Below are 26,521 nucleotides of genomic sequence, written 5' to 3' on the forward strand. Positions count from 1 at the left end.
TTCCTTGCTGCTCGACAAGCACCATTCCGGCAAGGAGAACCCAGGGTGTCCACCAACAAGATCCGTACCGTCACCGACACGTTCGCGTGCGTGCGCTGTGGGCTGACCGTGGCCGCAGCCGGTCCCGACGGGACCCGGCGCAACCACTGTCCGAGCTGCCTGCACTCGCTGCATGTCCTCGACCGTGCCGAGGGCGGCCCGTCCGAGTGCCGGTCGCGCATGACCCCGATCTCGATCGCGGTGCTGCGCAGCGGCGACTGGATGATCATCCACCGCTGCACCCGGTGCGGTGAGCTGACGTCCAACCCGATCTCCGGGGACGATAACCAGCTCATCCTCATGCGCATGGCCGTACGCCCGCTCGCTCAGCCGCCGTTTCCGCTGGAAACGTTCGGCGACCTGTGACGGGAGCGGACATGCCACGCAGGAAACCGGACCCGCGCAGGCCGCAGCGGCGCAAGGACGTCCGTCACGGCGAGCCGGGCGACGCGTTCCGATGCGTCGGCTGCCGCCTCGACGTGCCCGTCCTCGCGCCGGGCACCGCGCACCGCAACCACTGCCCGCACTGTCTGACGAGCCTGCACGTCGACCACCGCGTCCCCGGTGACCGGCGGGCGGGCTGCCGCGGGCGGATGGCGGCGCTGAGCGTGTCCGTGCGGCACGACGGGGAGTGGCTGATCATCCACCACTGCCAGTCGTGCGGCGGGCTCAGCGCCAACCGCATCGCGGGCGACGACAACGCGCTCGCGCTGCTCCGCATCGCGATGCGCCCGCTGTCGGACCGGCGCCTGCCGGTCAACGCGCTGCTCACGCTGTAGCGCGCCGCAGGAAGGCACGGGACCCATGACGAAGGGTTCCGTGCCTTCCGCCTTTCACGGGCCGCTCCCCCGGGGAGGGAACCTTTCATCGGCCGCTTCACCCGGGAGGGAACCTTTCACCGGCCGCTTCTCCGGGGAGGGAAGGGGCATGAAGGCACGGGAGATCCGCGTCAGGATGCGCCCCCGGGCGGTCGACGAGCCGCACCGCGCGGCGAGCGAGCTGGAGTTGCTGTTCGACCTCACGTTCGTGGTGGCGATCGCGGCCGCCACCGCGCAGTTCGCCCACGCCGTGGCCGACGGCCACGCGCTGCCCGGGCTGGTCCTGTTCCTCCAGGTGTTCTTCGCGATCTGGTGGGCGTGGATGAACTTCACCTGGTTCGCCTCGGCCTACGACACCGACGACGTGCCCTACCGGCTGCTCACGATGGTGCAGATGGGCGGCGTGCTCGTGCTCGCCGCCGGGGTGCCGGCCGCCGCCGACCACGCCGACTTCGGCGCGGTCACGCTCGGCTACTTCATCATGCGCATCGCGCTGGTCGCCCAGTGGGTGCGCGCCGCCGTCGAGGACCCGGCGGGCCGCCGCACCGCGCTGCGCTACGCGGCGGGCATCACGGTCGTGCAGGCGGGGTGGGTGCTGCGTCTCGTCCTCGTGGAGGCGGGCGCGGTGCCGGAGGGGGCGCGGCTGCCGCTGTTCGTCGCGCTGGCCGCCGCCGAGCTGGCGGTGCCGGTCTGGGCCGAACGCGCCGGCCGGACCCACTGGCATCCGCACCACATCGCCGAACGCTACGGGCTGTTCACGATCATCCTGCTCGGTGAGAGCGTCCTGGCCACGACCCGGGGCGTCGCGGGCGCGCTGGCGGCGGCCCGGACGAGCGCGCCCCTGGTCGTCATGGCCGTCTCGGGGCTCGTGCTGCTGTTCGCGCTGTGGTGGATCTACTTCCTCCTGCCCGCGGGCGAGGGGCTGGAGGAGCGCCCCCATCTGTCCTATCTGTGGGGGTACGGGCATTACGGCGTGTTCGCCGCGCTGGCCGCGCTCGGCGCCGGGCTGGAGGTGGCCGCCGAGCAGACCGGGCACGACGTCACCGCCACGCCCCTGGCCATCGGCTACGCCGTCGCGATCCCGGCCGCGGTGTTCCTCGTCCTGTTCCGGCTGATCCACGGGACCGTCGTGCGCGCCCGCGTCACCCATCCGGCCGTGGTGCTCGCGTACGCCCTGGTCATCCTGCTGCTGCCGCTCGCGGCGCCCCGGGCGGGGGTGTCGGCCGTGGTCGCGGGGATCGCGGCCGCCTGCGTGCTGCTGATCGTCACCGTCGTCGCGATCGGCCGCCGGCCCCCGGCGGTCAGTCGCCGAACTCCAGATGCAGGGCGCGGGTGAAGTCGGCGACGGCCTCCTCGTGCCGGTCGAGGTCCTGAAGGATCTCGCCGCGCACCCGGTAGGCCCAGATGTACTCCTCGTCCAGCTCGACGGCCCGGTTCAGGTCCTTCAGCGCCGCCTCGTTGTCGCCCAGCTCGCTCAGCACCGCGCCCCGGCTGCCCAGCGCCCGGTCGTTGTCGGGGTCGAGCTCGACGGCCCGGTTGAGGTCGGCCAGCGCCTCCTCGTAACGGTCGATCATGCGCAGCGCCTCGCCGCGCCTGCTCAACGCCCGGACGTAGTCGGGGTCGGCCTCCAGGGCGCGGCCGTAGTCGGAGATGGCCTCGGCATACAGGCCCATCCGCTGGTAGAGGTCGCCGCGGGCCAGCCACGAGTAGGCCAGCTCCTCGTTCAGCGCGATGATCTTGGCGTGCTCGTCCAGCGCCTCGTCGAACCGGTCCAGGTCGGCCAGCGCGTCGGCCTTGGCCTCCAGGATCCACAGCGACTCGGGCGAGAGCGTCAGCGCGTGCTCGAAGTCGGCCATGGCCTCCTCCATCCGGCCCATCGACGCGTACGCCTGGCCTCGCGAGCCCAGCGCGTAGGAGCTGTCGGGCTCCAGCCGCAGCGCCTCGTCGAAGTCGGCCACCGCCGCCTCGAACCGCTCGACGATCCGGTGGCTCTCCCCGCGCAGCCGCCAGGCCCGCGCGTTGCCGGGCACGAGCGCGATCGACTCGGTCAGGTCCGCGATCGCCGCGTCGTGCCGCCCCAGCGCGATGTACGACTCGGCGCGGCTGCGCAGCACCGAGGCCCGCGACTGGGCCGCCGCCTCGGACAACCCCGTCAGCTCCGGCAGCTCCGGCATGATCCCCTCGCTCATGAGCGCAATCTATCGCGCGACATACGCATCACGATCGGCTTTTCCGGGGCTGATCGCGTACGCCGGTGATCGCGCCGGTGGCGGGCCGAATCGACCGCCCGCACCCCGACCGTAAAGCCGATTACGGCGAAAAATCCCGACATAATGGCCAACTGTGCGCATTGACCTCACCTGGCCGGATTCCGCCGACGAAGAGCTCCAGTCCGCCGTCCACCGCGTGATGCACGCCGTCGCCGGGCTCGGCGGAGCCATCGGCTACCCGGAGCCCCCCGGCCGCGAGCAGACCGACCCCTGGCTGGAGGAGGTGCTCAAGGCCGTCAGGGACGGCGACGCCCGCCTCGCCCTGGCCCGCGTGGACGGCACGGTCCAGGCGATGGGTCTGTGGCGGCGCTCCCCGCACGCCGTGTTCACCCGCACCGCCGAGGTCGCCAAGATCATGGCCCACCCGTCGGCGCGCGGCCTGGGCCTCGGCAGGCTCGTCGTCTCCGCGCTCACGGCCGGCGCCCGCGCCGCCGGGCTGGAGACGCTCACGCTCAGCGTGCGCGGCAACAACCACGGCGCCATCGAGCTGTACGAGGAGCTCGGCTTCACCGAGTGGGGCCGCCTGCCGAACGTGGTCGAAGTGGGCCGCGAACGCTACGACGAGGTGCACATGTCGATCGCCCTCGGCCGGGCGCCCGACGTGATCCCGCGCGGCTCCGGCCCCGGCGGCCCCGGCTCGTCCCCCCGCCGCCGCCCCTAGCCCACAGCCCGGGCACACCGGGCCGCCGAGGCGGGCGCCGCCCGCACCGCCGGACACCCGCGCCGGGCCATGAGCGCGTGCGGGTCGTCCAGGCCCGTCAGGCGCACTCCTCACGCCCGGGGAACCCGGCCTTCCGGGCGCGGGCCCGGCGGGTCATAGGATCGGGGGCATGGAGCTGGTCCCCGGCGTGCACGTCGCCGTCACCGACCGCCACGGCGGCGTCAGCGCCGGCCCGCACGGCACCCGCAACCTCGGCGGCGGCACCGGCGACGACCCCGCCGCCGTCCGCGCCAACCGCGCCGGCGTGGCCGCCGAGCTCGGCGTGCGCGCGATCGTGTTCATGCGCCAGGTGCACGGCGCCGAGATCGCGTACGTGAGCGAGCCGTTCGGCGACGACCCGCCGCCCGTCGACGGCGTGTTCACCACCGAGCCCGGCCTCGCGCTCGCCTCGCTCGGCGCCGACTGCCCGGCCGTGCTCGTGGCCGACCCGGTCGCGCGCATGGTGGGCGCCGCCCACTCCGGCCGGCCCGGCACCGAGGCGGGCATCGCCGCCGCCCTGGTCGCCGCGATGGCCGGCAAGGGCGCCGTGCCCGCCCGGATGGCCGCGCTGATCGGGCCCGGAGCCTGCGGCCGCTGCTACGAGGTGCCCGCCGAGCTGCGCGACCGCGTCGCCGCCACCGTGCCGCAGACGCGCTCCACCACCTCCTGGGGCACCCCGGCGCTCGACCTGCGCGCCGGCATCGAGGCCCAGCTCCGCGAGGCCGGCGTCGCCGACGTCCGCCACGACGACCGCTGCACCATCGAGACCGCCGACCTCTACTCCCACCGCCGCCACGACCCCGGCCGCTTCGCCGGCCTCATCTGGCTCACCTGACCCCGCCGCTCTCCCACCCGTCCGGAGAGCACCGAGCCCCACCGGAACACCCTGCGGTTCCCAGCGAGAGCCTTGGGCGGCCGCCGGGCTTCTCCGATCACCCGCCGCGTGCCCTTGAGCGCCCTGAGCGCCCGCCGTCGACCTCCGTGCGCCCGGGGTCGCCGTCCCCGCGCGCCCGGCGGCGACCCTCCTGAGCGCCCGCTCGGTGCCCGCCCCGAGAGACCGGCGGCGGCCCTATCTGGGCGCTCGCGCGGTGCCCGCCCTGGGGGACCGGCGGCCCTTCCTGAGCGCTCGCCGGGTGCCCGGTGGCGGTCAGCCCTCGGCGGGTGCCGTCCCGGTGGCCGGGCCCCGCAGGGCCGTGGTGGGCGTCGGTCCGGGGGCGACAAAGACGGCGGCGGTTTTTCGTCGATCTTCACGCCTCCCCGTACGGGCGCGTCCTGACAGCGTGGACGGCAGGACGAAAGGGGACACCTCGTGCATGACACGTTGACCGCGGGCGCATCCGTCACCGGCCTGGGAGCGACCACCCCGCTGGGTGGTGACGTGGCCTCCACGTGGGCCGCGATGCTGGCGGGGCGCTCCGGCGCCGCGCTGGTCGAGGAGGAGTGGGCGGCCGGCCTGCCGGTGCGGATCGCCGCCCGGATGAGCGTCGACCCGGCCGAGGTGCTGGGCCGGGTGCCGGCCCGGCGGCTGGACCGCTGCCAGCAGGCGGCGCTGGTCGCGGCGCGGGAGGCGTGGGCGGACGCGGGCGCGCCGGAGGTGGAGCCGGAGCGGCTGGCCGTGGTGATCGGCACGGGCGTCGGCGGGGTGCTGACGTTGCTGGCGCAGGACGACTTGATGGAGGCGTCCGGCCCGCGCAAGGTGTCGCCGTACACGGTCCCGATGCTCATGCCCAACGCCGCAGCCGCCGTGGTGAGCATCGAGCTGGGCGCGCGGGCGGGCGCGTACACGCCGGTGAGCGCCTGCGCGTCCGGGGCGGAGGCGATCGCGATGGGCCTGGACCTGATCCGGCTGGGCCGCGCCGACGTGGTGGTCGCGGGTGGCGCGGAGGCGTGCGTGCATCCGCTCACGCTGGCGGGGTTCGCGCAGGCGAGGGCGTTGTCGCGGTTCGACGGCCCGCCGGAGGAGGCGTCGCGGCCGTTCGACGCGGCGCGGGACGGGTTCGTGCTCGGGGAGGGCGCGGCGGTGCTGGTGCTGGAGCGTGAGGGGTTCGAGGCGGGGCGCGGCGCCCGTGCGCACGCCACGCTGGCGGGCGCGGGCACCAGCTCCGACGCCCATCACATCACGGCGGGCACGGCGGAGGGCCAGGTGCGCGCGATGCGGCTGGCGCTGGACTCGGCCGGGCTGAGCCCGCTGGACGTCGGCCACGTCAGCGCGCACGCGACCTCCACGCCGACGGGCGACCTGACGGAGAGCGCGTCGATCGCCGAGGCCGTGGGCGTCCACCCGGCCGTCACCGCGGTCAAGTCGATGACCGGTCACCTGTGCGGCGCCTCGGGTTCGCTGGCGGCGATCGCGGCGATCCTGTCGCTGCGCGAGGGGGTGATCCCCGCCGTGCGCAACCTGGCCGACCCGGACCCCGAGGTGAAGCTCGACCTGGTGGCGGGCGCCGCCCGCCGGGGCCGGTGGCGGGCGGCGATGGTCAACTCCTTCGGCTTCGGCGGGCACAACGCCAGCCTGGCCTTCACCGCCTAGCGGGCGAGGATGTCGTCCAGGTCGTAGGAGACGGGCCGGTCGAGCTGCTCGTACGTGCACGACTCGGGGGTGCGGTCGGGCCGCAGCCGCCGCCACTGGGCGGTGTGGCGGAACCGGTCGCCCTCCATCTGGTCGTAGGCCACCTCGATCACCAGCTCGGGCCGCAGCGGGATGAACGACAGGTCCTTCTTGGCGTTCCACCGCGAGATCGCGCCCGGCACCCGCTGCCCGCCGGTGGCCGGGGTGGCGGCGGGCTGGCCGATGCCGGCGGCGGCCTGCTCGGCCCAGTGGCCCCACGGGTGCTCCGACAGCTCGGCGATGTACGGTCGCAGCTCCTCGACGAGCTCGGCCCGCCGCGCCATGGGGAACGAGGCCGCCACGCCCACGTGGTGCAGGCGGCCGTCGTCGCCGTAGAGGCCGAGCAGGATGGAGCCGACGATCGGGCCGCTCTTGTGCTCGCGGTAGCCGGCGATGACCACGTCGGCGGTGCGCTCGTGCTTGACCTTGAACATGGTCCGCTTGTCGGGGATGTAGGGCTGGCCGCCGGGTTTGACGATGATGCCGTCGAGCCCGGCGCCCTCGAACATGTCGAACCACTCGGCGGCCTGGGCGTCGTCCGTCGTCACCGGAGTGAGCCGGACGGATCCGCCTTTTTCGGGAAATATCTCGACCAGCCGCCGCCGGCGCTCCGCGAACGGCGTCTCCATGAACGACTCGTCACCCAGGGCCAGCAGGTCGAAGGCGACGAACGAGGCGGGCGTCTGCTCCGACAGCATCTTGACCCGCGACGCCGCCGGATGGATGCGCTGCTGCAGCGCCTCGAAGTCGAGGTGCGACCCGCGCGGCAGCACGATCTCGCCGTCGACCACGCACCGGTCGGGCAGCTCCGCCTTGGCGGCCTCCACCAGCTCCGGGAAGTAGCGGGTGAACGGCCGCTCGTTGCGGCTGCCGAGATAGACCTCGTCGCCGTCGCGGAACACGATGCACCGGAACCCGTCCCACTTCGGCTCGTAGAACAGGTTGCCGTCCTGCTTGGGCATCGCCTTGACCGGCTTGGCCAGCATCGGCGCGACCGGCGGGCGCACGGGCAGGTCGAGGTCCGGGATCGGCTCCGGCTCCTTGGCCGCCTTCTTCCCCCGTGGCGCGGTCGGCTCTGTCATGGGCCAGACTCCTTCGTGTAGCGGCAGAAGAGGACCCCCTCCTCTTCCAGCACCTGGCTGAGCTCAAGCTTGACGTGTGACGGCGCGCCGTTGAGGATGCGCGCCGCGTCGCCGCCGATCAGCGCCGGGCTGACGGTCAGGCACAGCTCGTCGACGAGCCCGGCGGCGGCGAGCTGGGCGTTGACCAGCGGCCCGCCCTCGCACAGCACCCGGGTCAGGCCGCGCTCGTGCAGCGCGGCCAGGGCGGCGGCCAGGTCGACGGACTCCTCGCCGGCCACGATGACGTCGGCGACCTCGGCGGCGGCCTTGCGCCGCTCGGCGGGCGCGCTCTCGCAGGTGACGACGATGGTCCGGCTGACGCCGCCGTCGAACAGCGGCCCGGCCAGGTCGAGGCCGAGGCTGCGGGTGATCACCGCGATGGGCGGCGCGGCGGGCCGGCCCGCCCGCATCTCGCGCCACGACTCGCGCGGCCGGACCGCGCCGTAGCCCTCGGCCCGGACGGTGGCGGCGCCCGCCACGATCACGTCGGCCAGCCCGCGCAGCACCCCGAAGACGCGCCGGTCGCCCTTGCTCGACAGCCCGCCGGACAGCCCCTCGACCCACGCGCCGCCGTCGGCGCTGGCCACCATGTTGAGGCGCAGCCACGGCCGGTCGGGATAGGCGTAGGCCCGCTCGATGTCGGGATTGTCTTCTATGTCGGGATGGATGCGACGCACCCCTCTACCTTGGCACACGCCTGTGACAAGTCATGGATGCCGGGGCTGGCGCAGCACCTGCAACGATCGGGAGGTGACCGCCACCAGGTCGCCGGGCCGCCACCCCTCGTCGACGAACACGCTCTCCAGCGTCTCGTGGCTGGTGTCGATCTCGGGGATCCAGGTGCCGCCGAACTCCTCGCCCGGCAGCGTGAACGTCATGTCCTCGTGATGGGCGTTGATCAGCAGCAGGAACGAGTCGTCGGTGATCTTCTCCCCGCGCGGCCCCGGCTCGGTGATCGCCTCGCCGTTGAGGTAGACCATGAGCGACTTGGCGTAGCCGATGTGCCAGTCGCCCGCCGTCATCTCCGCCCCGCCGGGCGTCAGCCACACCAGGTCGCGCAGGCCGTTGCCCGAATGCCGCCCGTGGAAGAAGCGCCGCCGCTGGAACACCGGGTGCTCCCGCCGCAGCTGCGACAGCCTGCGCACGAACTCCAGCAGGTCCGACTCGGTGTGCAGCATCGACCAGTCGACCCAGGCGATCTCGTTGTCCTGGCAGTAGGCGTTGTTGTTGCCCCGCTGGGTCCGGCCCAGTTCGTCGCCGTGGGAGAGCATCGGCACGCCCTGCGACAGGAAGAGCGTGGCCAGGAAGTTGCGCCGCTGCCGGTGCCGCAGCCCGACGATGCGCGGATCCTCGACCGGCCCCTCGGCCCCGCAGTTCCACGACCGGTTGTCGTCGGTGCCGTCGCGGTTGTCCTCGCAGTTGGCCTCGTTGTGCTTGTGGTCGTACGAGACCAGGTCCGTCAGCGTGAAGCCGTCGTGGCAGGTGACGAAGTTGATCGAGGCCACCGGCCGCCGCCCGGACGTCTCGTACAGGTCTGCCGAGCCCGTCAGCCGCGAGGCGAACTCCGGCAGCGCCGAGTGCGTCCCCCGCCAGAAGTCGCGCACGGTGTCGCGGTACTTGCCGTTCCATTCGGTCCACAGCGGAGGGAAGTTGCCCACCTGGTAGCCGCCGGGCCCCACGTCCCACGGCTCGGCGATCAGCTTGACCTGCGAGATCACCGGGTCCTGCTGGATCAGGTCGAAGAACGCGCTCAGCCGGTCGACGTCGTGCAGCTCCCGCGCCAGCGCCGAGGCCAGGTCGAACCGGAACCCGTCGACGTGCATCTCCAGCACCCAGTAGCGCAGCGAGTCCATGATGAGCTGCAGCGCGTGCGGCGAGCGCACGTTGAGCGAGTTGCCGCACCCGGTGTAGTCCAGGTAGTAGCGCCGGTCGCCGTCGTGCAGCCGGTAGTAGGCGGCGTTGTCGATGCCGCGGAAGCCCAGCGTCGGCCCCATGTGGTCACCCTCGGCGGTGTGGTTGTAGACCACGTCGAGGATCACCTCGATGCCCGCCTCGTGCAGCGCCCGCACCATCGCCTTGAACTCCGGCACCTGCTCGCCCCGCGTGCCGGAGCTGGAGTAGCCGCCGTGCGGGGCCAGGTAGGCCATCGTGTTGTAGCCCCAGTAGTTCGTCAGCCCGCGCGCCACCAGGAAGTGCTCGGGCATGTAGTGGTGCACCGGCATCAGCTCGACCGCCGTCACGCCGAGCGACACCAGATGGTCGATGATCGCCGGATGCCCCATCCCCGCGTACGTCCCGCGCAGGTCCTCGGGCACGCCGGGGTGGCGCATCGTCAGCCCCCGCACGTGCGCCTCGTAGATCACGCTCTGGTGGTACGGGACCCGCGGCGACCGGTCGTTGCCCCACTCGAAGAACGGGTTGATCACCACGTTCTTCGGCATGTACGGCGCGCTGTCGGCCGAGTTGGGCCGCGACGGATCGGTGAAGTGGTAGGGGAACAGCGCCTCGTTCCACGTCAGCTCGCCGTCGACGGCCTTGGCGTAGGGGTCGAGCAGCAGCTTGGCCGGGTTGCACCGGTAGCCCTGGGCCGGCTGGTAGGGGCCGTGCACCCGGTAGCCGTAGCGCTGCCCCGGCATGATCCCGGGCAGGTAGCCGTGCCAGACGAACCCGTCGACCTCGGGCAGGTCGATCCGCTCCTCGGAGCCGTCGTCGTGGAACAGGCACAGCTCGACCCGCTCGGCCACCTCGGAGAACACCGAGAAACCGGTGCCCACGCCGTCCCAGGTGCCACCGAGTGGATAAGGTTCGCCCGGCCAGACTTCGCGCATGTGACCCGATTGTCGCACGCGATCGCGGTCCCGCTACAGGAGTTCGGCGCGCAAGCTGATCGTGGTGCCCGCGAGCGCCTTGCTGACCGGGCAGTTCGCCTTGGCCGTCTCGGCCGCCTCCTGGAACTGCGCGGCGTCGATCCCCGGCACCCGGCCCTGCACGGTGAGCACGATGCCGGTGATGCCCTCGCCCGGCTGGAAGGTGACGTCGGCGCTGGTCCGCAGCGACTCCGGCGGCGTGCCGGCGCCCGCCAGGGCGTGCGAGAGCGCCATGGAGAAGCACGAGGAGTGCGCGGCGGCGATGAGCTCCTCCGGCGACGTCCGGCCGGCCGGCGCCTCGGCCCTGGACGGCCAGGACACCTCGAACGTGCCCACCCCGGACGTGTCGAGCGAGACGGTGCCGGACCCGTCGAGCAGGGCCCCCTTCCACTCGGTCGTGGCGGTGCGCGTGGTGGCCATGAATGTGCTCCCTCTGCTTCTGGACGTGCGACGACTCGTGGTGTCTTCTGACACTATCCCGGCCCGGCGGGCGCGCCGGGCTCCGACATCCGTCTGCCCTTTTCCGGCGAATAGTGACATGCTCGGGTCGCGGCACACCCGCCGCCTAGGTCCGGATCACGGGAGTGTGGTGCCAGTGGAGGCACCGTACGACGACCGCCTGCTGCACCAGCGGGTGGTCGGCGGCGACGAGGCCGCGCTCGGGGAGATCTACGATCGGCTCTCCTCGCTGATCTTCGGTCTCTCCCTGCGCGTCACGCGGGACCGGGTGATCGCCGAGGACATCACGCAGGAGGTGTTCCTCATCTTCTGGGAGCGCCCGCTGGCCTACGACCCGGGCCGGGGGACGCTGCGCGCCTGGCTCGCCACGATCGCCCACCGCCGCGCCGTCGACCACGTGCGCGCCGAGGAGCGCCGCCGCGTCTCCACGCTCGGCCCCCGCCTGTTCGAACGGGCGCCCGACCGGCTGGAGGACACGGTGCTCGCCGCCGACCAGGCCGAACGGGTGCGGCAGGCGGTCACGGCGTTACCCGACGCCCTGCGCGAGGCGGTCGAGCTCGCCTACTTCGGCGGCAGGACGTACCGGCAGGTGGGGGAGGAACTGGGCGTGCCCGAGGGCACGGCCAAGTCGCGCATCCGGCTGGCGCTGCGCCGCCTGGCCGGCGCGCTGGCAGAGGAAGAGGTGTGATGGAGCCGCTCGAGCGTCTGTACCTGGACGCGCTGCTCGAGGACCCGGTGGAGCCCACGGGCACGCTGCGTCCGCAACTGCTGGCCGGGGCCAGGGCGCGGCGCCGGCCCGCTGCCCCCACCGCGCCCTGGGCCGAGCCGTACGCCGGCCGCGTGGCCGCCCTGGACGCGCTGCTCGCCTCGGCCGTGGACGACGACTGGTCCCGCGTGATCGTCGAAGGCTGGACGCTCCAGGAACTCGTCGCGCACCTGGCCGCCAAGGACGGCCTGCTCGCCGCCTCCGTCGGCGCGCCCGTCCTGGGGCCCGAGCTCACCGCCGCCGACTCGGCCACCCGCACCGCGCACGTACAGGCGTACGAGCGCTCCCGCGACCCCGAGCAGACCCGCAGGGACTGGCGGGCGCAGGCCGACGCGCTCTGCCGCCACCTCGCCGGCCTGCCCGCCGGCACCCCCGCCACCCTCGACGGCCTGGAGGCGCCCGCCGCCGACCACGTGCTGGCCAGGATGCTGGAGACGTGGGTGCACACCGACGACGCCGCCCGCACCGCCCGCGTCAGCCTGCCGCACCCGCTGCCCGGCCACATCCACCCGGTCGCCGACCTGTGCGCCCGGCTGCTGCCGTGGACGATGCTGCTGTCGGGCCTGGACGCGTCCGGGCGCGGCGTGCGCGTCACCCTCACCGGGCCCGGCGGCGGCGAGTGGAACGTCGCCCTCGGCGTCGAGGACCCCGCCCCGCCCGCCGAGCCCGACGCGGGCATCACGGCGGACGTGGTCGCGTTCTGCTTCCTGCTGGGCGGACGCGGCGACCCGGCGAGCTTCCCCGCCGAGCTGACCGGCGACCGGGCGCTGGCCCGCGACGTCCTCGCCACCGCACCCGCCCTGTCAGGCCCCTGAGGGGCGCTGAGAGCTCCTGAGAGGCTTTACAGGGCCCGGCTCAGGCCTCGGTGACCAGCTCCACGGCGTACGGGTCGTCGGACTCCTCCAGCACCCGCTTGGCGCCCTGCTGCGCCCGCTCGTCGCCGCGCGCCCGCAGCCCCCGCGTCGCCTCGGCCACCGTGCGCAGGTCGGCGTCGTCGAGCCGGGCCGCCAGCGCGTCGCGGATCTGCGGCGTGTCGGCGTCCAGCCCGGCCAGCCCCGCCGTGGCCCAGTCACGCACCTCGGTCTCGTCGTCGCGCGTCATGTCGATGAGCAGCGCCAGCCCCTCGGCGTGATCCGGCGGCAGCACGTCGGCCAGCGCGATCGCGTCGGTCATCGTGCGCTTGTGACCCGGACGGCCGATGACGTCGAGCACCTGCGGCAGCGCCCTCGGATCGCCCGTGTGGCCCAGCGCGGCCAGCACCGAGCGCAGCACCTGAGGGTTGCCCTCGGTGGTCGTCATCTTCTGCAGCAGCGGCAGCGTGCGCTCCAGATAGGGCTTGTCCTCGCTCGTCACGCCGAACTGGGCGATCGCGTCGACGCCGAACTCACGCTCCCTGGCGTCCTCGCTCACGCACAGCTTCGCCAGCGCCTCGTACGTCTCGTCGTCGGCCCGCTTGCCCAGCGTGTCGGCCACCACCCACCACGTCTCGGCGTCCTCGTCCACGTCGCGGTGCGCCAGCGCGCGCGCCACCAGCCGGTCGATCGGCGTGTAGACGCCCGCCGCGTCCTCCAGCAGCGTCGCGATCGCCGCGTGGCCGCGCTGCGCCTGCACCTGCTCGCTCTGCGACCCGTCGGCCGAGCGGCCCGCCACCGTCACCAGCTCGGTGCCGTCCTTGGCGAACTGCCGCGCCACCACGTACTCCCAGTCATCCTGCCCGATCTGGTCGAGCAGCGCGCTCTCCAGGTGCACGCCCAGCCAGTCGGCCGCGATGTCCAGCGGCGTGTCGCCGTCGCCGTCGTACTTCTCCGGGTCGGCGCCCGCCGCCAGCAGCTCACGCACCACGCCCAGCGCGCCGCGCCGGGCCGCCAGCGACAGCGGCGTGTCGCCGGACTCGTTGACGGCGTCGACGTCGGCGCCCGCCTCGATCAGCACCCGCGCCGTGTCGGCGCTGCCGTTGGCGGCGGCCCACATCAGCGCCGTCCAGCCGCCGCTCTCCCGGCCGTCGGCCTCCGCGCCGGCCGCCAGCAGCGCCCCGGCGGTCTCCACCCGGTCCCAGGCGGCCGCCGCGCACAGCGGCAGCCCGCCCTCCTCGTCCGCGCCCTCGCTGGCCACGTTGGGATCGGCCCCCTGGGCGAGCAGCTCGCCCACCGCCTCGGTCTCGCCGTTCAACGCCGCCCGGTAGAGCTGTTCCTCATGCATGACAGGGACCCTAGCCTGGCCCGGCCGCGCCGCGGGACCAAGCCGGGGCCCGTGTCACCAACTGATACGCACAGGAAGGGGGTGAGCGGTTCGGGGGATGCCGATTCCTTCTTCGGGAGGATCGCAAACCCCCGCAAACGCGATATGTTGCGAGTATGACTGACCCTGGGGAGGTACGGGCCTCCGACGCCGAGCGGGAAGCCGTGGTGGAGATGCTGCGGGAGGCCTCCGTCGAAGGACGGCTCACGCTCGCCGAGCTGACCGACCGCACCGAGGCCGCCTACACCGCCACCACGCACGCCGAGCTGGCCCTGCTCACCCAGGACCTGCCCGCGGCCCCGGCCGTCCCCGGTCAGGTCCAGCCGCGCGAGGGCAGGAAGCGGCGCTGGTTCGTGGGCATCATGGGCGACACCAAGCGGCGCGGCACCTGGCGCATCGACCAGGAGCTCGGCGCCGTCGCGGTGATGGGCGACGTGCTGCTCGACCTGCGCGAGGCCGAGGTGCGCACCGATCTGGTGGAGATCACCGCCGTGTCCGTGATGGGCGACGTGAAGATCATCGTGCCTGACGGGGTCAACGTGGACCTCGACGGCGTGGCCATCATGGGCGACAAGCGCGTCGACGTGCAGGAGGCCGCACCCGGCACCAGCGCGCCCGTCGTGCGCGTGCACGCCTACGCGGTGATGGGCGACGTCAAGGTGCTCGGCGACTCGCGGGCCAAGCCGCTCAAGCGGCGCTGGTCGGCCTGGCGCGAGCACTGGCGGGAGCTGCACGGCGACGACTGGAACGAGCGCCGCTCCCTCGACCGGGGCTACTGAGACCCGGGCTGCTGAGACCCGGGCTGCTGAGACCGGGGCTGCTGACGGGCCCGCCGCCCGTTCACGCCGGGCGGCGGGGATCAGCTCATGAGGCCGCCGCGTCCACGGGGGCGCGCAGCGCGGCCTCGTAGCGCCGCAGCACCACCTGGGCCAGCTCCGGGGCAGGGCCGAGCACGTCGGCGACCACGTCGGCGCCGGCGGCCAGCGTGTCGCGCCGCACCTTGTCGGCGAAGTAGCCGGGGGCCAGCAGGTAGGGCGCCACCGCCACGCGGGGCGCGCCCGCCCGCCTGAGCAGCGCGACCGCCTCCGCGGGCGTCGGCCCGGCGGCCGACGCGTACGCCGCCGTCACCGCCCACCAGCCGCCGCCACCGCTGACAGGGCCCGTTGCGCGGCCGCCCAAGGGGCCGCTCAAAGGGCCGCTCAAAGGGCCGCTCGTGGGGCCGCTCAATGGGCCGCTCGCACGGCCGGGGGAGGGGCGCCAGGTGCGGGCCAGGGCCGCGACGACCGCGTTGGCGCGCGCGTCGCTGGAGCCCGCCGAGACGAGCACCACCGCCGTGCCGGGATCGCCCGGCGTCACGCCCGCCTCCGCCAGCCGGCGCTCCAGGACGGACACCAGCAGCGGGTGGGGGCCGAGCGTGTCGCCGTAGTGGACGCGCAGCAGCGGATCGCGGGCACGCGCCTCGTTGAGCGCCGCCGGCAGGTCGACACGGCTGTGGTAGGCCGCCGTCAGCAGCAGCGGCAGCACCACGGCCTCCGCGTGCCCGTGCAGCGCCTGCGCCAGCGTCGGCGCCGAGTGGTCCAGGTACGCGCCGCGCACCGGCAGTCCGGGCCGCGCCCGCCGCACCTCCTCCAGCAGCGCCTCGACCGTCGCGGCGGCCCTCGGGTCGCGCGACCCGTGAGCCACGGCGACCAGCGGCACCCCGCCGCCGGGCGGAGAGCCGAGCGGCCCGCCTTGGCCCGCCCCGTCTGCCAACGGGGCGGGCCGGCGGCCGGGAGTTACAGGTGAATGCCGCATTCGACCTTCCCCAGCCCCGCCCAGCGGCCGCTGCGCGGATCCTCCCCCTCGGCGACCTGGCGCGTGCACGGCGCGCAGCCGATCGAGGGGTAGTTGTCGTAGTGCAACGGGTTGATCAGCACCCCGTTGTCGGCCATGTAGTTGTCGACGTCGTCCTGGGTCCAGGAGGCGATCGGGTTGACCTTGACCATCTGCCGCTTGGCGTCCCATTCGACGACCTTGGTGCCGGTCCGGGTGGCGGACTCGTCGCGGCGGATGCCGGAGATCCACGCCAGGTAGGGCTCCAGGGCCCGGTTGAGCGGCTCGACCTTGCGCAGGTAGCAGCACAGATCGGGGTTGCGGCCGAACAGGCGCGGCCCGAGGTCGCGGTCCTGCTCCTGGACGGTGCGCGACGGCTTGACGTTGATCACGTTCACGTCGTAGACCTGCTGGACCGCGTCGCGGGTGCCCACGGTCTCGGCGAAGTGGTAGCCGGTGTCGATGAAGAGCACGTCCACGCCCGGCTTGACCCGGCTCACCAGGTCGATGAGCAGGGCGTCGCTCATGGAGGAGGTCAGGCAGAGCCGGTCGCCGAACGTCGCCGCCGCCCAGCGGATGATCTCGCGGGCGGGCGCGTCCTCCAGGAAGACGGCGGCCGACTCGACGATGTCCTGCAGGTCCAGCGTGCCGCGTTGCTGCGTCAGCCCGGCCTCGATGTCGACGAGCGTCACAGGTTCACCCCGATTCCGAGAAACTTCAGCTTGAAGGCGCGCGAGCAGGCGCGGCAGTACCAGCCGCCGTCGCCTTCGTACGGTTCGAGGTCCTCATCTCCGCAGTAGGGGCAGTGGAAGGGCACGGCGCGTGCGGTCATTTGAGGTCCGCCTCGTCGGCGCGCTGCACCCAGTCGGCGAACGTCTCGCCTTCCTTCTTCTGCTCGTCGTAGTGCGTCACGACGCGCTCCACGTAATCGGGCAGGCCCTCGACGGTGGTCTTGAGGCCGCGCACCTTGCGCCCGAAGCCGGAGTTGACGCCCAGCGAGCCGCCCAGGTGGATCTGGTAGCCGCCGACCTGGTTGCCGTTCTCGTCCATGACGAGCTGGCCCTTGAGCCCGATGTCGGCGGTCTGGATGCGGGCGCAGGAGTTGGGGCAGCCGTTGACGTTGATGGTCAGCGGCTCGTCGAACGTCGGCAGCCGCCGCTCCAGCTCGTCGATCAGCCGGGAGGCGCTGGCCTTGGTCTCGACGATCGCCAGCTTGCAGAACTCGATGCCGGTGCAGGCCATCGTCTGGCGGCGGAACGTCGAGGGGTTGACCTTGAGGTCGTTGGCCTCCAGCTCGGCGACGATCGAGTCGACCTGGTCGGGGGCGACGTCGAGGATGACCATCTTCTGCTCGACGGTGGTGCGCACCCGGTCGGAGCCGTGGCGCTCGGCGATGTCGGCGATCAGGCGCAGCTTGTCGCCGTCGAGGCGGCCCACGCGGGGCGCGAAGCCGACGTAGAAGTTGCCGTCGTGCTGCGGGTGGACGCCGACGTGGTCACGCCGGTTGGCGCGGGGCAGCGCGGGCGCGGGGCCGTCGGGCAGCTTCTCCTTGACGTACTCCGTCTCCAGGACCTCGCGGAACTTCTCCACGCCCCAGTCGTTGACCAGGAACTTCAGCCGCGCCCGGTGCCGCAGCCGCCGGTAGCCGTAGTCGCGGAAGATGCCGATCACGCCCGCGTAGACGTCGGCCGCCCGCTCGGGGGCGATGAACACGCCGAGCCGCTTGGCCAGCATCGGGTTGGTCGACAGGCCGCCGCCGACCCACAGGTCGAAGCCCCGCTCGCCCTGCTCGTTGACGACGCCGACGAACGCCACGTCGTTGATCTCGTGCACGGTGCAGTGGGCCGAGCAGCCGCTGAGCGCCGTCTTGAACTTGCGCGGCAGGTTGGAGTAGGCGGGATTGCCGATGAACTTCTCGTTCAGCTCGCGGATCTGGGCGCTGGCGTCGATCACCTCTTCGGCGTCGATCCCGGCCACCGGGCACCCGATGATCACGCGCGGGGTGTCGCCGCACGCCTCGGTCGTGCTCAGGCCGACGGCCTCCAGCCGCTCCCAGATGTCGGGCACCGACTCGATCTCCACCCAGTGGAGCTGCACGTTCTGCCGGTCGGTGATGTCGGCGGTGCCGCGCGCGTACTCGTTGGACAGGTCGGCGATGACGCGGAGCTGGCGGATGTCGAGCTGGCCGCCGTCGATGCGCACCCGCAGCATGAAGTAGCGGTCGTCGAGCTCCTCCGGGTCGAGGATCGCCGTCTTGCCGCCGTCGATGCCGGGCTTGCGCTGGGTGTAGAGGCCGTACCAGCGGAAGCGGCCGCGCAGGTCGGCGGGGTCGATCGAGTCGAAGCCGCCCTTGGAGTAGATGTCGATGATCCGCTGGCGGACGTTGAGCCCGTCGTCGGCCTTCTTGCTCTCTTCGTTCTTGTTCAGCGGCTCTCGGTAACCGAGGGCCCACTGGCCTTCGCCGCGCGGGCGCTTGTGGTGCCGGCTGGCAGGGGTGCTCATTGCGCGTCCTTTTGGGTTTATGGGCGCGCGCAGCGTTCCTCCTGCCTCGTCATCGAGTGCAGGGGAGAGGAGGTGCGACGCGCTCAGCGGAAGAAATCTGCGGTTACCGGGCGTCGCAACAGATGGCACTGCGGACACGCTGAAGGTCGACGTGGCGTCGGCCGACGAGCATGGGGTCCGCTGGCATGCCTCGAAGATACCCCGGCGGCGATCGATGTCCAAGACCGGGTCCAGACTCTGGACTCGCCCGGTACGTTCGCGGTATGTCTCCCCTGATGACGGCCCTGCTCATCGTCGCGGCCCTCTACGTCGCCTGGACGGTGCTCGCCAATCTGCCGCGCCGGGGGCGCTCGGCCTCCCACAGCGGGGCGGACCGCGCGGGCGTCGTCGTCTACTGGCGGCCGGGCTGCCGCTACTGCATGCGGCTGCGCACCGGGCTGCGGTTCACGCCGCTCGCCTACGCCGAGGTGAACATCTGGCGCGACCCCGAGGCGGCGGCGTTCGTCCGGTCGGTCAACGGCGGCGACGAGACGGTGCCCACCGTCACCGTGGGCGGCCGGGTGCTGGTCAACCCGTCGAGGCGGCAGCTCCTGGAGGCCGCCGGTCAGGCCGGCTAGCCCTGGCGCAGCCAGTTGACGACGGGCTCGTCCGGCTCCGGCTCGGGCTCCTGGTGCTGGCAGTCGCACCACGACCCGCCCCGGCACTCGTCGTGACGTCGTTCCTTGCAGCGTTCGCAGATCACCCCTGCATTATCAGGGTGATCCCCGATGTGGGCCGGGTACGCACGGTGACATGCTGTGACCATGCGCACCATCCTCAACGTCATCTGGCTCGTGTTCGCCGGCATCTGGCTCGCCATCGGCTACGCGCTCGCCGGGATCGTCTGCTGCGTCCTCATCATCACGATCCCGTTCGGCATCGCCTCGTTCCGGATCGCCGCCTACGCGCTGTGGCCGTTCGGCAGGACCGTGGTGCGCGACCCCGAGGCCGGGGCGCTGACGCTGATCGGCAACGTGATCTGGTTCCTGGTCGCGGGCATCTGGCTGGCGATCGGGCACGTGCTCACGTCCATCCCGCTGTTCGTGTCCGTCATCGGCATCCCGCTGGGCGTGGCCAACATCAAGATGATCCCCGTCTCACTTCTCCCGCTGGGCGCACGCATCGTCGACAACGCCTAGGGCAGGACGAGGGGGACGTAAGCTGTCCCCGAGAGTCACTGCGAAATAGCGTTGGGTGCCATGACGTCCACGGATGCGCCTGGCCGGTCCAAGAGGCGGCTCGCCGCCCAAGCCCGGGCGAGGCTGAGCTGGGTGCGCGACACGAGGTCGTGGGCGACCGCCCGCGCCGCGACCAACGCCGGCGTCAACTACCGGGTCACCGGCCTGGCGGGCGAGGCCGCGTTCTTCGCCCTGCTGTCGCTGCCCCCGTTCGTCCTGGGACTCATCGGCGTGCTGGCCAAGCTCGGCACCTGGCTCGGCAGGCAGCGCGTGCGCGACATCGAGGCGTGGGTGATCGACCAGGCCGGGCTGCTGTTCACCGACGACGCCGTCACCGGCGTCGTCCGCCCCTTGCTGGCCGACGTGCTGCGCGACGACGCGAGCAAGGTGTCGATCATCTCGCTGGGCTTCCTGCTGTCGCTGTGGTCGGGCTCGCGCGCCCTGTACGTGTACGTGGACCTCATCTCCGTCGCCTACGGCCTGGGCGAGGAACGCGGCATCATCCGCACCCGCCTCATGTCGTTCGGCCTGTACGTGGTCGGGCTGGTCATCGGCATCATCGTGATGCCGATCCTGGTCATCGGGCCGACGCTGCTGCGGGGCGTGCTGCCGGGCCAGTACGGCGTGCTCATCGACGTGCTCTACTGGCCGGTGGTGATCGTCGGCTCGGTGCTCTTCCTGACCGTGCTCTACCACGTGAGCGTCCCCGTGCGCACGAAGTGGTACCGCGAGCTGCCCGGCGCGATCCTCGCGCTCATCCTGTGGATCGTCTGCGCCGCCGTGCTGCGCGGCGTGCTGGCCGCCTGGTTCACGCCCGTCTCGGTGTACGGGTCGCTCGCGGCGCCCATCGCGGTGCTGCTCTGGCTCTACATCACCGCGCTGGCCGTGCTCATCGGGGCCATCCTGAACGCCGAGGTCGACCGGCTCTGGCCCGGCCTCGGCCGTGCGAAATGACCGTCGTTCCGCCATAATCGCCCCGATGGAGGCGCAGCAGAGGGTCGGTCCGTACGTCCTGCTCCGCAAGCTCGGCGAGGGCGGGATGGGCTTCGTCCACCTGGCCCGCGACGGGTCCGGCAGGCAGGTCGCGCTGAAGATGATGCGGCCCGAGCTCGCGGCCCGCGAGGAGTTCCGGCGCAGGTTCGGCAAGGAGGCGGAGGCGGCCCGGCGGGTCGCCCGGTTCTGCACCGCGCCCGTGCTCGACGCCGGGTTCGACGGCGGCACGGCCTACCTCGTCACCGAGTTCGTCGAGGGTCCCGACCTGGCCGGGGTGATCCGGCGGCACGGGCCCATGACGGGCTCCAACCTGGAGGCGCTGGCCGTGGGCGTGGCCACCGCGCTGGCCGCCATCCACCAGGCCGGCGTCGTGCACCGCGACCTCAAGCCGTCGAACGTGCTGCTGAGCCCCGTGGGGCCGCGCGTGATCGACTTCGGCATCGCGCAGCTCGCCGACACCGCCGACCTGCCCTTCACGGTCGCGCAGAGCATGGGCACGCCCGCGTACATGTCGCCCGAGCAGGCCAGGGGCGAGCCCGTCACCCCCGCCGGCGACGTCTTCGCGTGGGGCGCGCTGATGGCGTACGCGGGCACCGGCAGGCCGCCGTTCGGCACCGGGGGCGTCGCCGAGGTCGTCTACCGGGTGGTCAACCACGCGCCCGTGCTCGACGGGCTGGACGAGCGCATCCGCTCGCTGGTCGAGCGCGCCCTGGACAAGGACCCCGCCCGGCGGCCCACCGCCCAGCAGCTCCTCGACCGGCTGCTGGGCCGTACGGAGGTCCAGGTGGACGCCGCCACGCGGGTGGTGTCGGAGACGTGGACGCCCGTCCTGGCGCCGGCCGGCGGCGCGCCCGCGGCGTCCTACCCCGCGAGCTCCTTCCCCGCGAGCTCCTTCCCGGCGGGCCCCGGCGGCGGGAACGGCGGCGGGAACGGTGACGGCCGGCCGGGACCCGGACCGGCCGGGCGGCGCGGTGGGGCGGCAGGGCGCGGGCGGCGGTGGGTGCCCGTGGTGACCGCGCTGCTGGCCGCCGCCGTCGGCGCCGGCGTCACCGTGGCCGTCCTGCGCCCCTGGGAACAGGCCGCCGGCGAGCCCGGCACCCCCGCCGCCGCCAGCACGATCGACGCGCTCGGCAGCAGGCTGAGCGTCCAGGTCGACTCCCTCGTCCGGCAGGGCGGCACCGTCCGCCTGCAGTGGACCGTCAAGAACGTCGGCGAGGAGAACGCGCCCCTCGCGGGCAAGCTCGGCCGAGGCGCCCTCGACTCCACCGCCTCGCGGGTCAGCCTGGTCCCGCCCGGCGTCGGCTCGCCGATCTACCCGGCGAGCAAGGACGGCGGCTGCGACTGCACCGACCTGCCCGTCGCCCCCTTCCAGGGCGGCGACCAGGTCCAGCTCTACGCCATCTACGCGAACGTGCCCGAGGACGTCGCCCGCGTCGACGTCGACATGGGCCCGCTCGGCGTCATCAGGAACGTGGCCATCACCCCGAGCTGACAGCCCCCGCGCTTCCGATATCGTCAAGGCGTCGCGACTGGCGCAATCGGTGGGATCGACCACCAGGGAGCGGAAGGAGCGGAGGCCGTGCGCCTGGGTCTTCGCAGGATGTCAATGATGACAGGAGACTCATGAGTTCTCTCGCTAGCGTCGACCCGCAGATCGCCGAGCTCATCAAGGCCGAGGAGCGCCGCCAGGCCGACACGGTCAAGCTCATCGCCTCGGAGAACTACGTGTCCAAGGCGGTGCTCGAGGCGACCGGCACCGTCCTGACCAACAAGTACTCCGAGGGCTACGCCGGCAAGCGCTACTACGAGGGCCAGCAGGTCATCGACCAGATCGAGACCGTGGCCGTCGACCGCGCCAAGGCGCTGTTCGGCGTCAACCACGCCAACGTCCAGCCCTACTCCGGCTCGCCCGCCAACCTGGCCATCTACATGGCGTTCCTGCAGCCGGGCGACACCGTGCTGGGCATGGGCCTGCCGTTCGGCGGCCACCTCACGCACGGCTGGTCGGTCTCGGCCACCGGCAAGTGGTTCAACCCGGTCCGCTACGGCGTCCGCCAGGACACCGGCCGCATCGACCTCGACCAGGTCCGCGAGCTGGCCCTGGAGCACCGGCCCAAGCTCATCTTCTGCGGCGGCACCGCCATCCCGCGCACGATCGACTTTGAGGGCTTCGCCGCGATCGCCCGCGAGGTGGGCGCCGTGCTGGCCGCCGACATCGCGCACATCGCCGGCCTCGTCGCCGGCGGCGCCCACCCGTCGCCGGTCGGCCACGCCGACGTGATCTCCACCACCACCCACAAGACGCTGCGCGGCCCCCGCGGCGCCATGCTCATGGCCACCGCCGACGAGCACGCCGCCGCGCTCAACAAGGCCGTCTTCCCCGGCCTGCAGGGCGGCCCGCACAACCACACCACCGCGGCCATCGCCGTCGCCCTGCGCGAGGCGTCCACCGACGACTTCAAGGCCTACGCCCACCAGGTCGTCGCCAACGCCAAGGCGCTGGCCGACGAGCTCGCCTCGCGCGGCTTCGACCTGGTCTCCGGCGGCACCGACAACCACCTGATCCTGCTCGACCTGACGCCCAAGGGCATCGGCGGCAAGCCGGCCGCCCAGGCGCTCGACCGGGCCGGGCTGGAGACCAACTACAACACGGTGCCGTTCGACACGCGCAAGCCGTTCGACCCGTCGGGCATCCGCATCGGCACCCCGTCCGTCACCTCGCGCGGCATGCGCGAGGCCGAGATGCGGCAGATCGGCGCCTGGATGGACGAGGTCGTCACCGCGCTGTCCAAGGGCGACGCCGAGGACGTGATCACCCGCGTGCACCGCGAGGTCAGCGAGCTGACCGCGCAGTTCCCCGCGCCGGGCCTGTAAGCGAGTCCCCCGGGCGACCGGGAACGCCCCGCCGCACGGGCTCTCTCGTGCGGCGGGGCGCCGTCGCTCCCGGGGCGGGCCGGATGCCCCGGAGCGAGGGCCGACCGGCGAGCGGGGAAGGCCGCCGTCGGCCGTGGGTGGTTCGTCCCGGAGGTGACCGGCGTGTCCCCTGATCACGCCGGTCACGTACTCGTCGTACGAAAGCAGTACGGACGGCGGGCGGCCCCGGGTTCAACGGACGACGGGAAATCCTCCGTACCTGGACCGCCTCCGTCACACCTTCACGGTCAGCAGGGTGGCGCCCTCGGTGGTGACCACCTCGAAGTGGTCGATCCGGTCGAGCGGCAGCGCGCTCGCGCCGTGCACGTACAGCGGCCCGGGAGAGCCCGGCACGCCGTAGCCGGCGGGCGGGACGGCCCAGCCCATCATGATGCGGCGGTCGCCGTCGCGCGACACCGCGACCAGCGCGCACTCCAGCGGCCCCTTGACCCCCGCCAGCTTGAGCGCCGCGTGCGTGCCCCAGCCCTTCGACTCCAGCACCAGCCCGCCCGTCACGCCGCCGCTGCCGACGCCCTCGACCGGCGTGCCCGCGGCGTAGAACCGCTCGGCCGGGCCGACGCCGTCGTGCGGCGAGGCGACGGGCGCGGCCGGCGAGCCGCCGCCGAACTGGGCGCCCGCCACCAGCCCGCCCGCCACCAGCGTCACCGCCGCCGCCACCCCCACCAGGAACGTGCCCCGGCGCGACCGCCGGTCGGCCGCCTGCTTGCGGCGCAGCAGGTCGATCACCTCGGCGGGCTCCTCACCCCGCGGCGGCTCGTCCTCCAGCGGACCCAGCCCGGTCAGCGCCTGCGCCACCCCGGACAGCTCCGACAACTCCGTCACACACGACCGGCAGTGCGCCAGATGCTCCTCGAACGCCCGCCTGTCGTCGTCCTCCAGCAGGCCCAGGGCGTAGGCGCCGACATCGGTGTGCTCCACACGCGCGGTCATGCCGTCACCCCCCTCTCCTCCAGCGCCACCCGCAGCGCCCGGACCGCGTAGTAGACCCGGGACTTCACGGTGCCCACGGGGATGCCGAGCGCCTCGGCGGCGTCGTTGACCGACCGGTCCCGCAGGATCGTCTCGTTGAGGATCTCGCGATGGGCCGGCGACAGCGCCCGAAGCGCCTCGGACACGACCACCTGGTGCAGCAGCTTCTCCATCTCGTCGGGCACGGGCAGGCTCTCCAGCGGCCCGTCGCCCAGCTCCGCCGGGCGCGACTCCCGCCGCCGCCGGTCATCGATCACGATACGTCTGGCGACGGTCGCGAGCCAGGGCATGAGCGAGGCCGCGTCAGGATCCAGCCGCTCGGCGCTGCGCCAGGCCCGGATCATGGTCTCCTGGACCACGTCCTCCGCCCACTGCCGGTCACCCGCCGTCAGCCGGACCACGAACGCCAGCAGCGGCCCGTGATACTGCCGGTAGAGCGCGGACACGACCACCTCCGGGTCGGGCCGCGCCCGCCTCATCCAGTGCCGTAACCGCATGGGGGCTGCCCCCTCTGCCGAGGGTGGGGGATACGTGCTCAGTCGCATCTTTCCCCTTTCTCGCGTCCGTCGGCAGGGGGTACGGCCCGCGTCCCCGCCCGGGTTCAACCGGGGCGGCCGGGCGGCGTCCGAAAACCGGATTGCGTCCCTCCCGGCGGGTGCCGTAAAGTCGCCTCGCGAAACGGATCGAGAAGGAGGTGAGGACCCATGCGGATTGTCCTGTGCTGCGTGCCGTCCGACATCCTCCGGGGACTCCTCTAGTCACCCGGCATTCCTTCTCCGCCAAAGGTGTAATCCGTTGCTTCACGATCTTTCCCTGCTCGGCTGGACCGCGTCCCGCGCCGCCGAGCTGCCCGACGGCGCCGTCCCCGGCCGGGTCTCGCGGGTCGACCGCGGCGCCGCCGAGGTCATCGCCGCCGACGGCCAGCACAACGCCCGCTACGGCGCCCGCGTGCGCCGGGCCGCCGCCCAGGACCCCGTCGCGCTGCCGTGCGTCGGCGACTGGGTGGCGCTGCGCGCGCTGCCCGAAGGCCGCTACGAGCTCGACGGGGTGCTGCCCAGGACGACCGCGTTCGTCCGGGGCGGCGTCAGCCGCGACTCGCGCGGCGGCCTGTCCGGCGACGGCCAGGGCCAGGTGCTCGCCGCCAACGTCGACATCGTCTTCGTCGCCGAACCGTCCATGCACTCCACCGACTACGCAGACCTCGGCCGCATCGAACGCCTCGTGGCGCTCGCCTGGGAGTCCGGCGGCACGCCCGTCGTGCTCGTCACCAAGGCCGACCTGTTCGAGCAGGGGCTCGACGAGCTCCTGACCGACGTGCGCGCCGCCGCCCCCGGCGTCGACGTGCACGCCGTCTCCTCGCTGCGCGGCGAGGGCGTCGAGCTCGTACGCGGCTACCTCGACGGCTCACGCACCGCCGTCATCCTCGGCCCGTCCGGCGCCGGCAAGTCCACGCTCGTCAACGCCCTCGCCGGCGACGGCGTCATGGACACCCAGCAGGTACGCGCCGCCGACGGACGCGGCCGGCACACCACCGTGCACCGGGAGCTCATCCCGCTGCCCGGCGGCGGCCTCGTCATCGACACGCCCGGCATCCGGCGGGTCGGCCTGTACGAGATGAGCGAGGGCGTGGACCTCGTCTTCGCCGACCTGGAGGAGCTCGCGTCCCGCTGCCGCTTCCAGGACTGCGGGCACGACAGCGAGCCCGGGTGCGCCGTGCTGGCCGCCGTCGACTCCGGCGAGCTGCCCGAACGGCGCCTGCAGAGCTGGCGCAAGCTCCAGCGGGAGGCCGCCTGGATGGCCGCCCGCACCGACGCCCGCCTCCGCAAGGACCTGCAGAACCGGTGGAAGGTCATCCACAAGGAAATGCGCCGCTCCGGCCGCAACCGCCCCTGACCCCACCCGGCAAGCGGCACACCCCGCGCAGAGGGGCCGACCGCCCCCGGGCCGGTCGGGCCCTCGGGGCGGGCCGCCGTACGGGGCCCGCTCCCGCTGGGGGCGGGCCGCCCTACGGGGCCCGCTCCCTCCGGAGAAGGCCGCCGCCCTCCGGAAGGGAGCTCCGGGAGCGCGGCCGCCGAGGGCTGCCCCCGGAGGGCCGCACCCGGGACCGCCCGGCGCAAGGCCCACGCCCCCGCAAGGCCCACGCCCCCGCAAGGCCCACGCCCCCGCAAGGCCCACGCCCCCGCAAGGCCCACGCCCTCGGGGCCGTTC

General features: G+C 73.2%; 29 protein-coding genes and 1 riboswitch. Of the genes, 15 read left to right on the forward strand and 14 right to left on the reverse strand.

Translation table 11 applies throughout. From position 1 onward, the window contains the following. The first annotated feature begins 45 nt into the window (after positions 1–45). The 3 genes from ACBI99_RS10035 to ACBI99_RS10045 all read left to right on the forward strand — a co-directional run bounded on the left by ACBI99_RS10035 (position 46) and on the right by ACBI99_RS10045 (position 2,193). Complete coding sequence (locus ACBI99_RS10035; protein ID WP_219518740.1) at positions 46–405, forward strand: RNHCP domain-containing protein; 360 nt, start codon at positions 46–48, stop codon at positions 403–405. 11 nt (positions 406–416) lie between these two features. Continuing rightward, complete coding sequence (locus tag ACBI99_RS10040; RefSeq protein WP_219518742.1) at positions 417–818, forward strand: RNHCP domain-containing protein; 402 nt, start codon at positions 417–419, stop codon at positions 816–818. A 148-nt stretch (positions 819–966) separates the two neighbouring features. Beyond that, positions 967–2,193, forward strand: coding sequence for a low temperature requirement protein A (locus ACBI99_RS10045; RefSeq protein ID WP_375072149.1), 1,227 nt, complete (start codon positions 967–969; stop codon positions 2,191–2,193). Here the strand turns inward: ACBI99_RS10045 and ACBI99_RS10050 are convergent. Then, entirely contained in the window at positions 2,159–3,046 is an 888-nt protein-coding gene (locus tag ACBI99_RS10050; protein WP_357589548.1) for a tetratricopeptide repeat protein, read from the reverse strand. The genes ACBI99_RS10045 and ACBI99_RS10050 overlap by 35 nt on opposite strands. Before the next feature lie 154 nt (positions 3,047–3,200). Here ACBI99_RS10050 and ACBI99_RS10055 point away from each other — a divergent pair, with 154 nt between their 5' ends. The 3 genes from ACBI99_RS10055 (at position 3,201) to ACBI99_RS10065 (ending at position 6,357) form a co-directional block, all read left to right on the forward strand. Beyond that, positions 3,201–3,788, forward strand: a complete 588-nt coding sequence (locus tag ACBI99_RS10055) for a GNAT family N-acetyltransferase (protein WP_219518748.1) — start codon at positions 3,201–3,203, stop codon at positions 3,786–3,788. Between the two features lie 169 nt (positions 3,789–3,957). Further along, positions 3,958–4,662, forward strand: coding sequence for a peptidoglycan editing factor PgeF (gene pgeF / locus ACBI99_RS10060; protein WP_219518750.1), 705 nt, complete (start codon positions 3,958–3,960; stop codon positions 4,660–4,662). A 474-nt stretch (positions 4,663–5,136) separates the two neighbouring features. Next, the gene (locus tag ACBI99_RS10065) at positions 5,137–6,357 is read left to right on the forward strand and encodes a beta-ketoacyl-[acyl-carrier-protein] synthase family protein (RefSeq protein ID WP_375072150.1); all 1,221 of its coding nucleotides are present in this window, start codon (positions 5,137–5,139) and stop codon (positions 6,355–6,357) included. Here ACBI99_RS10065 and ACBI99_RS10070 read toward each other — a convergent pair. The 4 genes from ACBI99_RS10070 to ACBI99_RS10085 are packed head-to-tail and all read right to left on the reverse strand — an operon-like array spanning position 6,354 to position 10,843. After that, on the reverse strand, positions 6,354–7,517 hold the full coding sequence (locus ACBI99_RS10070; RefSeq protein ID WP_375072151.1) for an ATP-dependent DNA ligase: 1,164 nt from the start codon (positions 7,515–7,517) through the stop codon (positions 6,354–6,356). The genes ACBI99_RS10065 and ACBI99_RS10070 overlap by 4 nt on opposite strands. Further along, complete coding sequence (locus ACBI99_RS10075) at positions 7,514–8,233, reverse strand: pyrimidine reductase family protein (RefSeq protein WP_375072152.1); 720 nt, start codon at positions 8,231–8,233, stop codon at positions 7,514–7,516. The genes ACBI99_RS10070 and ACBI99_RS10075 overlap by 4 nt, the downstream gene beginning before the upstream one ends. A gap of 30 nt (positions 8,234–8,263) precedes the next feature. Continuing rightward, entirely contained in the window at positions 8,264–10,384 is a 2,121-nt protein-coding gene (gene glgX / locus ACBI99_RS10080) for a glycogen debranching protein GlgX (RefSeq protein ID WP_375072153.1), read from the reverse strand. 33 nt (positions 10,385–10,417) lie between these two features. Further along, positions 10,418–10,843 carry an OsmC family protein gene (locus tag ACBI99_RS10085; protein ID WP_219519331.1) on the reverse strand — a complete coding sequence of 142 codons (426 nt, stop codon included), beginning with the start codon at positions 10,841–10,843 and terminating at the stop codon, positions 10,418–10,420. 169 nt (positions 10,844–11,012) lie between these two features. On the opposite strand from ACBI99_RS10085, the gene ACBI99_RS10090 reads away from it, so the two are divergent. Together ACBI99_RS10090 and ACBI99_RS10095 are read left to right on the forward strand one after the other, a co-directional pair. Further along, positions 11,013–11,570, forward strand: coding sequence for a sigma-70 family RNA polymerase sigma factor (locus ACBI99_RS10090; protein ID WP_219519328.1), 558 nt, complete (start codon positions 11,013–11,015; stop codon positions 11,568–11,570). Further along, a complete protein-coding gene (locus tag ACBI99_RS10095) occupies positions 11,570–12,463 on the forward strand; it encodes a maleylpyruvate isomerase family mycothiol-dependent enzyme (RefSeq protein WP_246647068.1) in 894 nt (297 codons plus the stop codon). Before ACBI99_RS10090 ends, ACBI99_RS10095 begins: the two co-directional genes overlap by 1 nt. A gap of 40 nt (positions 12,464–12,503) precedes the next feature. On the opposite strand, the gene ACBI99_RS10100 is transcribed toward ACBI99_RS10095, so the two are convergent. Further along, positions 12,504–13,847: an ankyrin repeat domain-containing protein gene (locus tag ACBI99_RS10100; protein ID WP_375072154.1), complete on the reverse strand. Its 1,344-nt coding sequence runs from the start codon at positions 13,845–13,847 to the stop codon at positions 12,504–12,506. Positions 13,848–14,002: 155 nt separating this feature from the next. On the opposite strand from ACBI99_RS10100, the gene ACBI99_RS10105 reads away from it, so the two are divergent. After that, positions 14,003–14,665 (forward strand): DUF1707 domain-containing protein, encoded by a 663-nt coding sequence (locus tag ACBI99_RS10105; RefSeq protein WP_357589536.1) that lies wholly within the window; start codon positions 14,003–14,005, stop codon positions 14,663–14,665. A gap of 85 nt (positions 14,666–14,750) precedes the next feature. Here ACBI99_RS10105 and ACBI99_RS10110 read toward each other — a convergent pair whose 3' ends face one another. From ACBI99_RS10110 to ACBI99_RS10130, 5 genes are all read right to left on the reverse strand, one after another. Beyond that, the gene (locus tag ACBI99_RS10110) at positions 14,751–15,569 is read right to left on the reverse strand and encodes a sirohydrochlorin chelatase (RefSeq protein ID WP_375072156.1); all 819 of its coding nucleotides are present in this window, start codon (positions 15,567–15,569) and stop codon (positions 14,751–14,753) included. A 92-nt stretch (positions 15,570–15,661) separates the two neighbouring features. Continuing rightward, positions 15,662–16,390: a phosphoadenylyl-sulfate reductase gene (locus ACBI99_RS10115; RefSeq protein WP_219519602.1), complete on the reverse strand. Its 729-nt coding sequence runs from the start codon at positions 16,388–16,390 to the stop codon at positions 15,662–15,664. Further along, positions 16,387–16,530 carry an Insertion element protein gene (locus tag ACBI99_RS10120; protein WP_219519600.1) on the reverse strand — a complete coding sequence of 48 codons (144 nt, stop codon included), beginning with the start codon at positions 16,528–16,530 and terminating at the stop codon, positions 16,387–16,389. The genes ACBI99_RS10115 and ACBI99_RS10120 overlap by 4 nt, the downstream gene beginning before the upstream one ends. Continuing rightward, the gene (locus ACBI99_RS10125; RefSeq protein ID WP_219519598.1) at positions 16,527–18,200 is read right to left on the reverse strand and encodes a nitrite/sulfite reductase; all 1,674 of its coding nucleotides are present in this window, start codon (positions 18,198–18,200) and stop codon (positions 16,527–16,529) included. Before ACBI99_RS10125 ends, ACBI99_RS10120 begins: the two co-directional genes overlap by 4 nt. A gap of 103 nt (positions 18,201–18,303) precedes the next feature. Next, entirely contained in the window at positions 18,304–18,492 is a 189-nt protein-coding gene (locus ACBI99_RS10130; protein ID WP_375072157.1) for a putative leader peptide, read from the reverse strand. Here ACBI99_RS10130 and ACBI99_RS10135 point away from each other — a divergent pair. Then, positions 18,464–18,817 carry a glutaredoxin domain-containing protein gene (locus ACBI99_RS10135; RefSeq protein WP_246647105.1) on the forward strand — a complete coding sequence of 118 codons (354 nt, stop codon included), beginning with the start codon at positions 18,464–18,466 and terminating at the stop codon, positions 18,815–18,817. The two genes, ACBI99_RS10130 and ACBI99_RS10135, sit on opposite strands and share 29 nt — an antisense overlap. On the opposite strand, the gene ACBI99_RS10140 is transcribed toward ACBI99_RS10135, so the two are convergent. Then, positions 18,814–18,942: a hypothetical protein gene (locus ACBI99_RS10140; RefSeq protein WP_281427552.1), complete on the reverse strand. Its 129-nt coding sequence runs from the start codon at positions 18,940–18,942 to the stop codon at positions 18,814–18,816. The genes ACBI99_RS10135 and ACBI99_RS10140 overlap by 4 nt on opposite strands. 61 nt (positions 18,943–19,003) lie before the next feature. Here ACBI99_RS10140 and ACBI99_RS10145 point away from each other — a divergent pair, with 61 nt between their 5' ends. The 4 genes from ACBI99_RS10145 (at position 19,004) to glyA (ending at position 23,284) form a co-directional block, all read left to right on the forward strand. Next, positions 19,004–19,378, forward strand: coding sequence for a YccF domain-containing protein (locus ACBI99_RS10145; RefSeq protein ID WP_219519595.1), 375 nt, complete (start codon positions 19,004–19,006; stop codon positions 19,376–19,378). A gap of 60 nt (positions 19,379–19,438) precedes the next feature. After that, the gene (locus ACBI99_RS10150) at positions 19,439–20,371 is read left to right on the forward strand and encodes a YihY/virulence factor BrkB family protein (protein WP_219519592.1); all 933 of its coding nucleotides are present in this window, start codon (positions 19,439–19,441) and stop codon (positions 20,369–20,371) included. Positions 20,372–20,396: 25 nt separating this feature from the next. Continuing rightward, the gene (locus ACBI99_RS10155; RefSeq protein WP_375072158.1) at positions 20,397–21,902 is read left to right on the forward strand and encodes a serine/threonine-protein kinase; all 1,506 of its coding nucleotides are present in this window, start codon (positions 20,397–20,399) and stop codon (positions 21,900–21,902) included. Positions 21,903–21,925: 23 nt separating this feature from the next. Next, positions 21,926–22,008: riboswitch (ZMP/ZTP riboswitch) on the forward strand. Between the two features lie 25 nt (positions 22,009–22,033). Then, positions 22,034–23,284 carry a serine hydroxymethyltransferase gene (gene glyA / locus ACBI99_RS10160; RefSeq protein ID WP_219519586.1) on the forward strand — a complete coding sequence of 417 codons (1,251 nt, stop codon included), beginning with the start codon at positions 22,034–22,036 and terminating at the stop codon, positions 23,282–23,284. A 273-nt stretch (positions 23,285–23,557) separates the two neighbouring features. Here glyA and ACBI99_RS10165 read toward each other — a convergent pair whose 3' ends face one another. Beyond that, positions 23,558–24,274 carry an anti-sigma factor family protein gene (locus ACBI99_RS10165; protein WP_375072159.1) on the reverse strand — a complete coding sequence of 239 codons (717 nt, stop codon included), beginning with the start codon at positions 24,272–24,274 and terminating at the stop codon, positions 23,558–23,560. Next, positions 24,271–24,759: a sigma-70 family RNA polymerase sigma factor gene (locus ACBI99_RS10170; RefSeq protein ID WP_375072240.1), complete on the reverse strand. Its 489-nt coding sequence runs from the start codon at positions 24,757–24,759 to the stop codon at positions 24,271–24,273. Before ACBI99_RS10170 ends, ACBI99_RS10165 begins: the two co-directional genes overlap by 4 nt. Positions 24,760–25,108: 349 nt before the next feature. On the opposite strand from ACBI99_RS10170, the gene rsgA reads away from it, so the two are divergent. Next, positions 25,109–26,206 carry a ribosome small subunit-dependent GTPase A gene (gene rsgA, locus ACBI99_RS10175; protein WP_375072160.1) on the forward strand — a complete coding sequence of 366 codons (1,098 nt, stop codon included), beginning with the start codon at positions 25,109–25,111 and terminating at the stop codon, positions 26,204–26,206. Positions 26,207–26,521 lie beyond the last annotated feature (315 nt).

Source organism: Nonomuraea sp. ATR24, assembly GCF_041950485.1.
Lineage (GTDB): Bacteria > Actinomycetota > Actinomycetes > Streptosporangiales > Streptosporangiaceae > Nonomuraea > Nonomuraea ceibae.

What these genes read in the sequence shown, in the direction of transcription:
- ACBI99_RS10040 (WP_219518742.1), top strand. Translation starts at nt 417, where the DNA reads ATGCCACGCAGGAAACCGGACCCGCGCAGGCCGCAGCGGCGCAAGGAC.
- ACBI99_RS10045 (WP_375072149.1), top strand. Translation starts at nt 967, where the DNA reads ATGAAGGCACGGGAGATCCGCGTCAGGATGCGCCCCCGGGCGGTCGAC.
- ACBI99_RS10050 (WP_357589548.1), bottom strand. Translation starts at nt 3,046, where the DNA reads ATGAGCGAGGGGATCATGCCGGAGCTGCCGGAGCTGACGGGGTTGTCC.
- pgeF (WP_219518750.1), top strand. Translation starts at nt 3,958, where the DNA reads ATGGAGCTGGTCCCCGGCGTGCACGTCGCCGTCACCGACCGCCACGGC.
- ACBI99_RS10070 (WP_375072151.1), bottom strand. Translation starts at nt 7,517, where the DNA reads ATGACAGAGCCGACCGCGCCACGGGGGAAGAAGGCGGCCAAGGAGCCG.
- glgX (WP_375072153.1), bottom strand. Translation starts at nt 10,384, where the DNA reads ATGCGCGAAGTCTGGCCGGGCGAACCTTATCCACTCGGTGGCACCTGG.
- ACBI99_RS10085 (WP_219519331.1), bottom strand. Translation starts at nt 10,843, where the DNA reads ATGGCCACCACGCGCACCGCCACGACCGAGTGGAAGGGGGCCCTGCTC.
- ACBI99_RS10095 (WP_246647068.1), top strand. Translation starts at nt 11,570, where the DNA reads ATGGAGCCGCTCGAGCGTCTGTACCTGGACGCGCTGCTCGAGGACCCG.
- ACBI99_RS10100 (WP_375072154.1), bottom strand. Translation starts at nt 13,847, where the DNA reads ATGCATGAGGAACAGCTCTACCGGGCGGCGTTGAACGGCGAGACCGAG.
- ACBI99_RS10105 (WP_357589536.1), top strand. Translation starts at nt 14,003, where the DNA reads ATGACTGACCCTGGGGAGGTACGGGCCTCCGACGCCGAGCGGGAAGCC.
- ACBI99_RS10120 (WP_219519600.1), bottom strand. Translation starts at nt 16,530, where the DNA reads ATGACCGCACGCGCCGTGCCCTTCCACTGCCCCTACTGCGGAGATGAG.
- ACBI99_RS10125 (WP_219519598.1), bottom strand. Translation starts at nt 18,200, where the DNA reads ATGAGCACCCCTGCCAGCCGGCACCACAAGCGCCCGCGCGGCGAAGGC.
- ACBI99_RS10135 (WP_246647105.1), top strand. Translation starts at nt 18,464, where the DNA reads ATGTCTCCCCTGATGACGGCCCTGCTCATCGTCGCGGCCCTCTACGTC.
- ACBI99_RS10130 (WP_375072157.1), bottom strand. Translation starts at nt 18,492, where the DNA reads ATGAGCAGGGCCGTCATCAGGGGAGACATACCGCGAACGTACCGGGCG.
- ACBI99_RS10145 (WP_219519595.1), top strand. Translation starts at nt 19,004, where the DNA reads ATGCGCACCATCCTCAACGTCATCTGGCTCGTGTTCGCCGGCATCTGG.
- ACBI99_RS10150 (WP_219519592.1), top strand. Translation starts at nt 19,439, where the DNA reads ATGACGTCCACGGATGCGCCTGGCCGGTCCAAGAGGCGGCTCGCCGCC.
- ACBI99_RS10155 (WP_375072158.1), top strand. Translation starts at nt 20,397, where the DNA reads ATGGAGGCGCAGCAGAGGGTCGGTCCGTACGTCCTGCTCCGCAAGCTC.
- glyA (WP_219519586.1), top strand. Translation starts at nt 22,034, where the DNA reads ATGAGTTCTCTCGCTAGCGTCGACCCGCAGATCGCCGAGCTCATCAAG.
- ACBI99_RS10165 (WP_375072159.1), bottom strand. Translation starts at nt 24,274, where the DNA reads ATGACCGCGCGTGTGGAGCACACCGATGTCGGCGCCTACGCCCTGGGC.